General features: G+C 72.7%; 12 protein-coding genes. 5 read left to right on the top strand and 7 right to left on the bottom strand.

Annotated elements, in window-relative coordinates; all coding sequences use genetic code 11:
- The first annotated feature begins 451 nt into the window (after nucleotides 1-451).
- Entirely contained in the window at nucleotides 452-2140 is a 1689-nt protein-coding gene (ctaD, locus tag K6I33_RS22145; RefSeq protein ID WP_229355739.1) for a cytochrome c oxidase subunit I, read from the top strand.
- A gap of 9 nt (nucleotides 2141-2149) precedes the next feature.
- On the opposite strand, the gene K6I33_RS22140 is transcribed toward ctaD, so the two are convergent.
- A complete protein-coding gene (locus K6I33_RS22140) occupies nucleotides 2150-3118 on the bottom strand; it encodes a FixH family protein (RefSeq protein WP_229355737.1) in 969 nt (322 codons plus the stop codon).
- A complete protein-coding gene (locus K6I33_RS22135; protein WP_229355735.1) occupies nucleotides 3115-4365 on the bottom strand; it encodes a glycosyltransferase family 4 protein in 1251 nt (416 codons plus the stop codon). The genes K6I33_RS22140 and K6I33_RS22135 overlap by 4 nt, the downstream gene beginning before the upstream one ends.
- A 263-nt stretch (nucleotides 4366-4628) precedes the next feature.
- On the opposite strand from K6I33_RS22135, the gene K6I33_RS22130 reads away from it, so the two are divergent.
- Nucleotides 4629-5414 (top strand): hypothetical protein, encoded by a 786-nt coding sequence (locus tag K6I33_RS22130; RefSeq protein ID WP_229355733.1) that lies wholly within the window; start codon nucleotides 4629-4631, stop codon nucleotides 5412-5414.
- A gap of 209 nt (nucleotides 5415-5623) precedes the next feature.
- Complete coding sequence (locus K6I33_RS22125; protein ID WP_229355731.1) at nucleotides 5624-5938, top strand: hypothetical protein; 315 nt, start codon at nucleotides 5624-5626, stop codon at nucleotides 5936-5938.
- Between the two features lie 39 nt (nucleotides 5939-5977).
- Here K6I33_RS22125 and der read toward each other — a convergent pair whose 3' ends face one another.
- The 4 genes from der to K6I33_RS22105 form a co-directional block, all read right to left on the bottom strand.
- The gene (gene der / locus K6I33_RS22120; RefSeq protein WP_229355729.1) at nucleotides 5978-7438 is read right to left on the bottom strand and encodes a ribosome biogenesis GTPase Der; all 1461 of its coding nucleotides are present in this window, start codon (nucleotides 7436-7438) and stop codon (nucleotides 5978-5980) included.
- A gap of 65 nt (nucleotides 7439-7503) precedes the next feature.
- On the bottom strand, nucleotides 7504-8091 hold the full coding sequence (locus K6I33_RS22115; RefSeq protein WP_229355743.1) for a 1-acyl-sn-glycerol-3-phosphate acyltransferase: 588 nt from the start codon (nucleotides 8089-8091) through the stop codon (nucleotides 7504-7506).
- A 47-nt stretch (nucleotides 8092-8138) separates the two neighbouring features.
- Nucleotides 8139-8840, bottom strand: coding sequence for a (d)CMP kinase (gene cmk / locus K6I33_RS22110; RefSeq protein ID WP_374285583.1), 702 nt, complete (start codon nucleotides 8838-8840; stop codon nucleotides 8139-8141).
- A 122-nt stretch (nucleotides 8841-8962) separates the two neighbouring features.
- On the bottom strand, nucleotides 8963-10048 hold the full coding sequence (locus tag K6I33_RS22105) for a prephenate dehydrogenase (protein ID WP_229355718.1): 1086 nt from the start codon (nucleotides 10046-10048) through the stop codon (nucleotides 8963-8965).
- Between the two features lie 68 nt (nucleotides 10049-10116).
- On the opposite strand from K6I33_RS22105, the gene K6I33_RS22100 reads away from it, so the two are divergent.
- Together K6I33_RS22100 and K6I33_RS22095 are read left to right on the top strand one after the other, a co-directional pair.
- Nucleotides 10117-10479, top strand: a complete 363-nt coding sequence (locus tag K6I33_RS22100) for a DUF952 domain-containing protein (protein ID WP_229355715.1) — start codon at nucleotides 10117-10119, stop codon at nucleotides 10477-10479.
- Nucleotides 10480-10551: 72 nt separating this feature from the next.
- On the top strand, nucleotides 10552-11229 hold the full coding sequence (locus K6I33_RS22095) for a DNA polymerase beta superfamily protein (RefSeq protein ID WP_229355713.1): 678 nt from the start codon (nucleotides 10552-10554) through the stop codon (nucleotides 11227-11229).
- Between the two features lie 60 nt (nucleotides 11230-11289).
- Here the strand turns inward: K6I33_RS22095 and K6I33_RS22090 are convergent, their stop codons facing one another.
- Nucleotides 11290-12510 (bottom strand): pseudouridine synthase, encoded by a 1221-nt coding sequence (locus tag K6I33_RS22090; RefSeq protein WP_229355741.1) that lies wholly within the window; start codon nucleotides 12508-12510, stop codon nucleotides 11290-11292.
- Nucleotides 12511-12515: the final 5 nt, after the last annotated feature.

The following is a 12515-nucleotide window of genomic DNA, read 5'->3' as shown; positions in this document are numbered from 1 at the left end:
GTCCGGGGAGGGCAGTCATGGCAGCCACCGTAGGCGGCCGGACGGGCCGTCGCCCAGCCTCCCCGCACCGCCCGGTCCGCCACTGGTCACACTTCTGTCACAGTGACCCCGAGGGGGTTTGCGCCGAATTCCCTCACCCCCACGGGGTGTTCCTTTTCCCTCGCGACGCCTCCACAAAAACTCGCCGGTGAATTCACCACACCTTCCCGGAAGACCCTCCGGCAACTCCCCCGGAGCCCCACCGAATTCCCGGGCCGCACCCCGTCCCCGGCATTGATCCACGGGAATTGGCGGAGGCCCGGGCCTATCGGCACGGAGACCCTCGGAATTCCATGTTCCGGAACGCCCCGTCGGCGAGGCACCCTCGCGCGCGCCGCGCCGCGGGAGCATCATGGCGGGTGCCCGCGAGGACACACGCGTATCCGACAGCACCACAAGCGAGGGGGCACGGATGGGGACCGACACCGCGCAGGCCGCCGCGGCCGGACCGGCCGGGCCAGCCGGGCAGCGCAGCCCCGGCCGGATCATCGTGGACTGGCTGACGACCACCGACCACAAGAAGATCGGGAACCTCTACCTGATCACATCGTTCGGCTTCTTCCTCATCGGCGGGCTGCTCGCCATGCTGATGCGCGCCGAGCTGGCCCGCCCCGGGCTCCAGTTCATGAGCAACGAGCAGTTCAACGAGGCGTTCACCGCGCATGGCACGATCATGCTGCTGCTGTTCGCCACCCCGGCCTTCGCCGGCTTCGCCAACGCGATCATGCCGCTCCAGATCGGCTCGCCGGACGTGGCCTTCCCCCGGCTCAACATGTTCGCCTACTGGCTCTACCTCTTCGGCGGCATCATCGTGGTCTCCAGCCTGCTGATGCCCGAGGGCGGCGCCTCGTTCGGCTGGACCGCCTACGCCCCGCTGAACAGCGGGGCCCGCTCCCCGGGCCTGGGCGGCGACATGTGGATCATGGGGCTGGCGCTCGCCGGCTTCGGCACCATCCTCGGCGCGGTGAACTTCCTGACCACCATCATCGGGATGCGCGCCCCCGGGATGACGATGTTCCGGATGCCGGTCTTCACCTGGAACGTGCTCTTCACCTCGATCCTCGTCCTGCTCGCCTTCCCCGTGCTGGCGGCGGCGCTGCTCAGCCTGGAGGCGGACCGGCGGTTCGGGGCCCTGGTCTTCGAGCCCCAGTGGGGCGGAGCGCTGCTGTGGCAGCATCTGTTCTGGTTCTTCGGCCACCCCGAGGTCTACATCATCGCGCTGCCGTTCTTCGGCATCATCACCGAGATCATCCCGGTGTTCTCCCGCAAGCCGATCTTCGGCTATGTGATGCTGATCGGCGCCACGATGGCCATCACGGCCCTGTCGGTGGTGGTCTGGGCCCACCACATGTTCGCGACCGGCGCGGTGCTGCTGCCGTTCTTCTCGTTGCTGTCGTTCCTGATCGCGGTGCCGACCGGGGTGAAGTTCTTCAACTGGATCGGCACGATGTGGCAGGGCTCGCTGTCCTTCGAGACGCCCATGCTGTGGGCGGTGGGCTTCCTGGTGAGCTTCCTCTTCGGCGGCCTGACCGGGGTGATCCTCGCCTCGCCGCCGCTGGACTTCCACGTCACCGACACCTACTTCGTCGTGGCGCACTTCCACTACGTGGTCTTCGGGACGGTCGTCTTCGCGACGTTCGCCGGCTTCTACTTCTGGTGGCCCAAACTCACCGGGAAGATGCTGGAGGAGCGGCTGGGGAAGATCCACTTCTGGACCCTCTTCACCGGCTTCCACCTCACCTTCCTCGTCCAGCACTGGCTGGGCGCCGAGGGGATGCCCCGCCGCTACGCCGACTACCTGGCGGCCGACGGCTTCACCGCGCTCAACACCGTCTCCTCGATCGGGGCGTTCCTGCTGGGCCTGTCCAACCTGCCGTTCTTCTACAACGTCTGGAAGACCGCCAGGTACGGGAAGAAGGTCGAGATGGACGACCCCTGGGGGTACGGGCGCTCACTGGAGTGGGCGACCTCCTGCCCGCCGCCCCGGCACAACTTCACCAGCATCCCGCGCATCCGCTCCGAGTCCCCGGCCTTCGACCTCCACCACCCGGAGAGCGGCGAGCGGGAACAGCCGCACGCCGCGGCCGGGTCCGCCGGCTGAGCCCGGCCGCTACCGGCCGGCCGCCGCCGGCCGCTCGCCGATCCGCACCGAAAGGTCGTTGTCCACGGTGTAGTACGGGCCCGCCTGGGCAGGGGCATACGGGGCGGCCACGTCCCGCGCCGGGTAGACGAAGACGTGCTTCTTGTCGGCGACGTCGTCCAGGATGCGGGCCAGGCGGACCGGGGTCCCCTCCGGTCCGCGCAGCCACAGGTCCCACACCTCGGGGCCGCCGCGCCACGGCGCGCACAGCCCGGCGAAGGGAAGAGTGAAGGTGAAGTCCTGTCCCCCGGCGGCGGTGAGCGGGACCGTGACGGTCAGCTCCGCCCGTCTGCGGCGGGCCTCCACGACCGCGTCCGCCAGCCAGGCCCCGGGGTCCTCCACCCGGTAGAGCGTGCCCCGGACGGTTATGCCCCCGGGTTCGACGAGCACGTCCCCGGCCTCCGCGTGCGGGGCGCGCTGCCAGCTGCGCAGCGAGAGGTTGCCGTGCTTGGTGGCGTAGGGGATGCGCACGGCCAGCGGCGAGGTGCTGGGGCCGGGCCGGCGGTCGACCAGGGAGCGCAGGTCGGCGAGGCCGGGCAGCAGCCGTCGCGGGGTGCCCTCGCCGCAGGCCAGATGGACGTCCCAGCGCCCCTCGGGCAGGGCGACGGTGCTGGGCAGCACGGCCCGCAGCCGGCCGTCGCCGTTGGGGGTGAGCGGCAGCCGGACCTCCTCCTCGTCCTCCTCACGGCCCCGCAGGCGCAGCACGAGGGCGGCGGACCAGTGGGCGTCGGCGGCACGGCCGGGCGCGTCGAGGTCGAAGGTGAGCCCGCCCGCGGAGTCCGCGATGCAGTCGGCACTGGGGTTCCCCGCGCCTGCGGCCAGGGGAGGGGCAGACACGTTGACGCACTCCTCGGAGGTGGTGGTCGGGGGCGGCGGGGCGGCCGCCGCGGACGGGCGGTCCCCCTCCCGCCCGGGCACGGTGGGCCGGTTCGGCGTCATGCGGCTCGTACCTTCCGCAGGGCGGAGCGGCCCCGGTCCTTGGCCTGGAAGGCCGTGCTGAGCAGGGCGCCCCGGGTGCGGTGCAGCCCGCCGCGGAGGCCGCCGCGCGTGCGCAGGCCGGCGAAGAGGGTCTCGTAACGGGCGGCGACGGCCGCGGGGTCGAAGCGCGCCGAACTCACCAGCGCCGCCGCGCCCATGCGCCGGCGCAGCTCGTCGTCGTTGATCAGCCGCAGCAGCCCCGCGGCGATGGCCTCGGCCTTCCCGACGGGCACCAGCAGGCCGTCCGCGCCATCGGTGATGATCTCGCCGGGCCCGTGCGGGCAGTCGGTGGCGACCACCGGCAGCCCGCAGCGCATCGCCTCGACGATGGTCATGCCGAAGGACTCCAGGCTGGAGGTGACCGCGCCGATGGACCCCTTGACCCACTCGGGCTCCAGGGGGCTCACGGGGCCCATGAGGTAGACGTGGTTGTAGAGGCCGAGCTTCTCGATCAGTGCCCGTAGCGTGGCCCGTTCGGCACCGGCGCCGTAGATCCGCAGCCGCCAGTCGGGGCGCTCGGCCACGACCCGGGCGAAGGCGCGGACGAGGACGTCGTAGCGCTTGACGGGGGTCAGCCGCCCGGCCGCGATCACCCATTTGCCGCCGCCGTCGGCGGGCGCGACCCCCGGGACGGGCACCCCGTTGGGCACCGCCTCGACGCGCACGCCGGGCAGCCGCATCAGCCGCCGGTAGGCGCTCGCGTCCGCCTCGGTCACGGTGGTGACGGCGTCGAGGCGCGGATAGTGCGCCCGCAGCACCCGCTTGAGCTGCGCGGAGTGGGTGCCGAGCGTCAGGTGCTCCTGGCCGACGCGGACCGGGCCGCGCCGGGCCTGCTGGGCGATGTGGACATTGAGGCCGGGCCGGGTGCCGACGACCACGTCGCAGTCCAGGCGGCGCAGATGCTCGGCGATCCGGCGGTCCGTCAGGACGCTGTACTGCCCGTGGCGTCCCTCGGCGGCGGGGAAGACGACGGCGGGGCGCCGGTGGTCCGGGTCCTCGCCCTCGTAGCCGGGGCCTCCTCTGCGCAGGTCCACCAGGTGCCGCAGCCGCACCTTGCCACCGGGGGTGAAGACGGGCTCCTCCCGGTGCCGGAAGACGGAGACGATCTCCACGTCGTGCTGCTCGGCGAGGGTGCCGGCGAGGGTGTGGGTGGTCCGGATCGTGCCGCCGATCCCGTACGCGTTGTGGATCAGGAATGAGATGCGCATTCGTCCCCATGCCGCCGTAAGCCGCGGATCCGTCCCGGGCCCGCCTCTACCGAGAGGTTAGACCGTGGGAGGGGGCGGGGGGTTGGCCTTGATCGCCAAGTCGTGCCGTAAGCGTTGCCCCATCGGTAGCCGCGCCCGGGAACTTTTCCGGAGCGTGACCCATGCCATGGATCATCCGTTGTCTCCTTACGAACCGGGAACCACCCGGCTCGACCGCGCCCTGCGACGAGAACAACCGACCTACCAGGTTTCGAGGAGCCCCCGTGCCGCGCATGCTCGCTGTCAGCGACGAGGTACGTGCCGAGATCGGCGACGAAGAGGCGGAGCGACTGCTCGGCGGCGAGAACGCCCCGGATGTGTACGACTGCACCTCCTGCCGTACCCCCGGCCACACCGGCCAGGTGCCCACCAGCACCGTGCTGTTCATCGGCGAGGAGACGGCCGTGCTGGCCTTCGCCCACGCCAGCTGCATCCCTTCCCAGGTCGTCCCGGTCTCCGAGGCGCAGCTCCAGGGCGCCGTCGCCTCGATCGCGGCCGAGGGCAGCGGGGTGACCGGCGTACGGCGCGAGGTGCCGCTCCAGGCCGAGCTCGGGGTGACGAGCGGGCTGGTGCTGGTCGGCGGCGAGGTGCAGCCGGCGCTGGTGGTCGAGCCGCTGGGGCCGATCGCCCGCCCGGGCACCACCGGGCCGGTGGACGTCTTCCTGGAGCTCCTCACCGAGCAGGGCTTCGCCCCGGTCACCGATGTCGGCCAGGCCCCGGCACCGCTTCCGGGCTGGTCGGTGCTGCTCGCCATGGGCCGGCTGCACGCGGTCCTCCAGCCGCCGGCCGGCGGTGGCGCGCCCCAGGCGTGGTGGCAGGCGCACCAGGCGATGCAGGTCGCCGACGGCTGGCGGGCCGCCGTCAACAAGACGCGCAAGGTGCTGGTCTACTGCGCCCCGGTGGGGACGATCGGCGCCCAGCCCCGGGAGGACCTGCTGCGGGAGGCACTGGACCGGGCCGCGGCGAACGGGCGTCTGGTGGGGGCGGCCATGCCGCTCGCGGGCACATGAACGGGGGGCGTGTGAACGGGTACGGGGCGGACGAGCCGGAGTCGCGCTCCTCGGCGAACCAGGACTTTTACCCTGTTGTCCACCCGGGCGGAATGCTCCCCGCCATCCATTCGCCGCGTGGACCGCATCCGACGGGCCTTGAGGTCGTTGGCAGGGATGTGTACTCATACGAACCCGCCCGGACCTCGTACCCGAACCACATCCCCGGCATGCGGCCACCCCGCGACGCCTCCTCGGAGAGTCACCCCGCCTCGGTCACCCCGATCTTCGACGCCCTCTGCTCCGAATACCGGCGGGCCTTCCGGGCCCTGCCCGGTGACCGCTCCGGCGAGGAGGAGCTGACCTTCAAGGCCTTCGGCCACCGCGGTACCTACGGCTACGCCGGTCAGCTCACCGGCCCGGCCGCGTACCCCGCACCCTCGGGGTACAACGCGGTCTGGGATTCGTACTACGGAAGGCAGCGGGGCGGCCAGCTGCCCGCGCTGCCCCCGGGACAGCGGGACGGCCGCGGCCGGGGGTTCTGACTCCTCCCCGGGCCCCGAGCCGCCCCGGCGTGCCCCGCGTTACTTCTTCTTGCCGCGCTTCTCGCGGACGCGCACCGAGATGTGGATCGGCGTGCCCTCGAAGCCGAACTCCTCACGCAGTCGGCGCTCGACGAAGCGGCGGTAACCGGCCTCCAGGAAGCCGGAGGCGAAGAGCACGAAGCGCGGCGGCTTGGTGCCCGCCTGCGTACCGAACAGGATGCGCGGCTGCTTGCCGCCCCGGATCGGGTGCGGGTGGGCCGCCACCAGCTCACCGAGGAAGGCGTTCAGCCGACCGGTGGGGATCCGGGTCTCCCAGCCCGCCAGCGCGGTCTCGATCGCCGGGACGAGCTTCTCCATGTGCCGGCCGGTGCGCGCCGAGACATTGACCCGCGGCGCCCAGGCGATCTGCTGGAGCTCGGTCTCGATCTCCCGCTCCAGGTAGTAGCGGCGCTCCTCGTCGAGGGTGTCCCACTTGTTGAAGGCGATGACCATGGCGCGGCCGGCCTCGACGGCCATGGTGATGATGCGCTGGTCCTGGACGCTGATGGTCTCGCTGGCGTCGATCAGGATGACCGCGACCTCGGCCTTCTCCACCGCGGCGGCGGTGCGCAGGGAGGCGTAGTAGTCGGCGCCCTCCTGGAGGTGGACGCGCTTGCGGATGCCCGCGGTGTCCACGAACTTCCAGGTGGTGCCGCCCAGCTCGATCAGCTCGTCGACCGGGTCACGGGTGGTGCCGGCCAGCTCGTTGACGACGACCCGCTCCTCGCCCGCGACCTTGTTCAGCAGGGAGGACTTGCCGACGTTCGGACGGCCGATCAGCGCGATGCGGCGCGGACCGCCGAGCGCGGCGCCGAAGGTCTGGGCCGGGGCCTCGGGCAGCGCCTTGAGGACCTCGTCGAGCATGTCGCCGGTGCCGCGGCCGTGGAGCGCGGAGACGGGCATCGGCTCGCCCAGGCCCAGCGACCACAGCATGGCGGCGTCGGCCTCGCCGGAGGGGCCGTCGACCTTGTTGGCGCACAGCACGACGGGCTTGCCGGCCCGGCGCAGCAGCTTGACCACGGCCTCGTCGGTGTCGGTGGCGCCGACGGCGGAGTCCACCACGAAGACCACGGCGTCGGCGGCCTCGATCGCGTACTCCGCCTGGGCGGCGACGGACGCGTCGATGCCGAGCACGTCCTGCTCCCAGCCGCCGGTGTCGACGACCTTGAAGCGGCGGCCGGCCCACTCGGCCTCGTAGGTGACGCGGTCACGGGTGACGCCGGGGCGGTCCTCGACCACGGCCTCGCGGCGGCCGATGATGCGGTTCACCAGCGTCGACTTGCCGACGTTGGGGCGGCCGACGACGGCGAGCACGGGCAGCGGGCCGTGGCCGGCCTCGCCGAGGGCGCCCTCGACCTCCTCGGCGTCGAAGCCCTCCTGCGCCGCGAGCTCCATGAACTCCGCGTACTCGGCGTCGCCAAGCTCACCGTGCTCGTCGCCGGTGTGGATCTGGTCGTCCATGAAGTCCGTTCCTCGTTCTTCTGTATCGTCGGCGGACCCTTACGGCCCGCTACTTCAAGTCTCGGTCAGCGGCCGGTCAGCCGCTTGGCGTCCGCCAGGTGCGCGCCCAGGCGCTCCTGGATGCGCGTGGTCGCCTCGTCCAGCGCCTTGCGCGTGCGCCTGCCGCTGCCGTCACCGGCCTCGAACGGGTCTCCGAAGACCACGTCGACGCGGCCGCGCAGCGGCGGCAACCCCGGCACGGCCCGGCTCTTCCGCTCGCCACTGCCCAGTACCGCCACCGGCACGATCGGCGCGCCCGACCGTACGGCGAAGTAGGCCAGGCCCGCGCGGAGCGAGGCGAAGTCGCCCTCGCCCCGGGTGCCCTCCGGGAAGATGCCCAGCACGCCGCCGTCCTCCAGGACCTTCAGCGCGCCGGAGATGGCCGTGCGGTCGGTGCCCGAGCGGTCGACCTCCAGCTGGCCGATGCCGCGCAGGAAGGGACCGAGCGGGCCCACGAACGCTTCCTTCTTGATCAGGAAGTGCACGGGCCGGGGGGCGGTGCCCATGATCATCGGGCCGTCGATGTTGTGGGTGTGGTTGACGGCCAGTATGCAGGGCCCGTCGGCGGGCATCCGCCAGGCGCCCAGCACCCTGGGCTTCCACAGCCCGTACATCAGGCCGATGCCGATCCGCCGCCCGACGGCGGCACCGGAGGACGAGGTCACGCCGACCGCTTCTCCTCTACCAGCGTGATCACACACTCGACGACCTGCTCCAGCGTCAGCTCGGTGGTGTCCACCTCGACGGCGTCGGCGGCCTTGGCCAGCGGGGAGGTCTTCCGGCCGGAGTCGGCCGCGTCCCGCTTGACCAGGGCGGCCTGGGTGGCGGCCAGGTCGCCGGCCTCCTTGCCCTTGAGCTCACCGCTGCGGCGGGCGGCACGCGCCTCCGGGGAGGCGGTGAGGAAGATCTTGACGTCGGCGTCCGGGAGCACGGTGGTGCCGATGTCCCGGCCCTCGACGACGATGCCGTACGGCGCCTCGGCGGCGATGGCGCGCTGGAGCTCGGTCATCCGGGTGCGCACCTCCGGCACGGCGCTGACCGCGCTGACGGCCGAGGTGACCGCCTGGGTGCGGATGGGACCCGAGGCGTCCGCGCCGTCGACCGTGATCGTGGGTGCGGACGGGTCGGTGCCGGAGACGATCTCCGGCTTGCCCGCGGCGTCCGCGACGGCGGCCGGGTCGTTCACATCGATGCCGTTGCTCAGCATCCACCAGGTGATCGCCCGGTACTGGGCGCCGGTGTCCAGGTAGCACAGGCCCAGCTTGGCCGCCACGGCCTTGGAGGTGCTGGACTTACCCGTGCCGGAGGGGCCGTCGATGCCGACGACGACTGCTGCCGGAGCGGTCCGGGCGGCGGTTTCCACGGTGTAGGGCACCTTCCTCGTACACGGGGCGTTTCCTGGCGGATCGCCTTGATGGCTCACTCAAGGTTACTGGCTCGCCGGACCGGCCCGCGCCGCCGTACGCCCCCGGGGCCGTACGGGCCCTACTGGCGGATCGCCCAGCCCCGGTCGCGCAGCGTCGCGGCCAGGCCCGTCGCGGCGGCCGGCTCGACCATCAGCTGGATCAGACCCGACTGCTGGCCCGTGGCGTGCTCGATGCGGACGTCCTCGATGTTGACGCCCGCGCGGCCGGCGTCCGAGAAGATCCGGGCCAGCTCGCCCGGCTGGTCGCCGATGAGGACGGTCACCGTCTCGTACGTGGCCGGGGCCGCGCCGTGCTTGCCCGGCACCCGGGCCCGGCCGTCGTTGCCGCGCCGCAGCACGTCCTCGACGCCGGCCGCGCCGCCCTGGCGCTTGTCCTCGTCGGCGGACTCCAGGGCGCGCAGCGCCCGTACGGTCTCGTCGAGGTCGGCGGCGACGCCCGCGAGGACGTCGGCCACCGGGCCGGGGTTCGCGGAGAGGATGTCGAGCCACATCCGGGGGTCGGAGGCGGCGATCCGGGTGACGTCGCGGATGCCCTGGCCGCACAGCCGCACGGCCGTCTCGTCGGCGTCCCGCAGCCGGGCGGCGACCATGCTGGAGAGCAGCTGCGGGGTGTGGGAGACCAGTGCGACGGCCCGGTCGTGGGCGTCGGCGTCCATCACCACGGGCACCGCCCGGCACAGGGCGACGAGCTCGAGGGCGAGGTTGAGGACCTCGGTGTCGGTCTCATGGGTCGGGGTGAGCACCCAGGGCCGGCCCTCGAAGAGGTCGGCCGTGGCTGCCATGGGCCCGGAGCGCTCCCGGCCGGCCATCGGGTGGGTGCCCAGATAGCCCCTGAGGTCGCAGCCGAGCGCCTCCAGCTCGCGGCGCGGGCCGCCCTTGACGCTGGCGACGTCGAGATAGCCGCGGGCGCGGCCGCCCCGGATCGCCTCGGCGAGGGTCGCCGCGACGTGCGCGGGGGGCACGGCCACGATGGCGAGGTCCACGGGCCCGTCGGGCGCCTGGTCCGTGCCGGCGCCGCGCGCCGCGGCCGTACGGGCCTGGGCGGGGTCGTGGTCCATCAGGTGCACCCGCACACCGCGGCCCGCGAGGGCGAGGGCGGCGGACGTGCCGATCAGTCCGGTTCCGATGACGAGGGCGGTTCTCACGCCCCACAGCCTAGTGGGGCGGCCGGGGCGGCATGATCGGGACGGTCCCGTCGGGTAGAACGATGTCCATGATCTATCACGTGGTGTCCCTGGACGACTGGCTGGCCGTGCCCGACCGCCCCTACTCCCCCGCCTCCCTCTCCGAGGAGGGCTTCGTCCACTGCTCGCCCGACGAGGAGACCACGCTGGCCGTGGCGACGGCGTTCTACCGCGACGTCCCGGGGCCGCTGATGGTGCTGCTGATCGACGAGCACAAGCTGGACGTGATGGTCCGCTGGGAGGCCGCCGACCCCGCCCCGCCGCCGGGCGTGTCCCCCGGCACCCTTTTCCCGCACGTCTTCGGCCGGATCACACGTGACGCGGTCGAGGGGATGATGGAGATCCAGCGCGACGAGGAGGGCCGGGCGACGGGGCTGGCGGTGTGGTCGTGACCTCGGTTCGACCCGGACGACGGGCGGGTTGACCGGGTGACGGCGGGCCGCGCGCCGACGACAATCACCCGCATGCACGTCACGCCTCCCCCGGCCCACCACGCCCTGGTGACCGAGCACACGATCTACTCCTGCGTCATGGGTTCCCGGGCCTTCGGCCTGGCCACGGAGGCCAGCGACACCGACCGGCGCGGCGTGTTCGTGGCGCCGACGGCGCTCTTCTGGGGCTTCGACAAGCCCCCCACGCATGTCGAGGGCCCGGAGGAGGAGCGCTTCTCCTGGGAGCTGGAGCGCTTCTGCGAGCTGGCCCTGCGGAGCAACCCCAACGCCCTGGAGATCCTCCACTCCCCGCTGGTCGAGCACGTGGACGCGACGGGGCTCGAGCTGCTGGAGCTGCGCGGGGCGTTCCTCTCCCGCCGGGCCCACCAGAGCCACGTCGGCTACGCCAGGGCCCAGTACCGGCGCTTCCGCCAGGAGGCGCCGCGCTGGAAGCACGTCATGCACATGCTGCGGCTGCTCACCTCGTGCCGCGATCTGCTGCGCACGGGCGCGCTGACGCTCGACGTCGGCACTCAGCGGGACCGTTTCCTGGCCGTGCGCCACGGCGAGGTGCCGTGGGACCGGGTCGAGGCGTGGACGGCACGACTGTTCGAGGAGTGCGAGGAGGCGCTGCGGGGCACGCCGCTGCCGGAGGAGCCGGACACGGCCCGGGTGGAGGACTTCCTCATACGCGTCCGCCGGACGAGCTGAGAGCGGCTCGTCCGGCGTTCGAGGACCGGGGTCCGGGGGCGGAGCCCCCGGAAGCGGCTGCTACAGCTCGACCTCGCGCATCAGCATGCCGACCTCGGTGTTGGTCAGGCGGCGCAGCCAGCCCGACTTCTGGTCGCCCAGGGAGATGGGGCCGAACGCGGTGCGCACCAGCTTCTCCACCGGGAAGCCCGCCTCGGCGAGCATGCGGCGGACGATGTGCTTGCGGCCCTCGTGGAGGGTGACCTCGACGAGGTAGTTCTTGCCGGTCTGCTGGATCACGCGGAAGTTGTCCGCGCGCGCCCAGCCGTCCTCCAGCTGGATGCCGCTCTTGAGCTGCTTGCCGATGTCGCGCGGCAGCGGGCCCGTGATGGCGGCCAGGTAGGTCTTCTGCACGCCGTAGCGGGGGTGCGTCAGCCGGTGGGCGAGCTCGCCGTGGTTGGTGAGCAGGATGATGCCCTCGGTCTCCGTGTCGAGCCGGCCCACGTGGAAGAGGCGGGTCTCACGGTTGGTGACGTAGTCGCCGAGGCACTGGCGGCCGTCCGGGTCCTCCATGGTGGAGACGACGCCGGCCGGCTTGTTCAGCGCGAAGAACAGGTACGACTGGGTGGCGACCGTCAGGCCGTCGACCTTGATCTCGTCCTTCTCCGGGTCGACGCGCAGGCCCTGCTCGGTGACGATCCGGCCGTTGACCTCGACGCGGGCCATCTCGATCAGCTCTTCGCAGGCACGGCGCGAGCCCATGCCGGCACGGGCCAGCACCTTCTGCAGACGCTCGCCCTCCTGCTCGGCGCCGGGGAAGGTCTTGGGCGTCTTCACCTGCGGCTTGTTGTGCCGCTCCCGGTTGCGCTCCTCGATCTTGGCGTCGAGCTCACGCGGGCGGGCGGGGGCGTACCCGTGGCCGCGGGCGGGCCCGCTGCTGCGGCCGCCGGAGCCTGCCGTGGAGCTCTTGCGGGGGCCGCCCTTGGCGCCACCGCGGGCCGCCGCGCCGCGGCCGCTGGTGGGGCCACTGGTACGACCGCTGGTGGGGCCGCTGCGGGTGCGCTCGGCGTCGGGGCCCACGTCGTAGCGGCGCTCCTCGGGGCGCGGACGGCGCGGACGCTCCTGCGGCCTGTCGTCACGCCGGGGCCTGTCGTCACGCCGGTCCCCGGAGCGACCGCCGTCGTAACGACCGCCCTCGGAACGGCCGCCGCCGTAGCTCCCGCTACCGGAGCGACCGCCCTCGGAACGCCCGCCGCCATAGCTCCCCGCGGGCCGCCGCGCCGCGGCCGCTGGTGGGGCCACTGGTA

The organism is Streptomyces sp. UNOB3_S3 (genome assembly GCF_020740895.1).
GTDB lineage: Bacteria > Actinomycetota > Actinomycetes > Streptomycetales > Streptomycetaceae > Streptomyces.
Note: the sequence above shows the minus strand (reverse complement) of the source record. Positions and strands in the feature narration are given on the sequence as shown.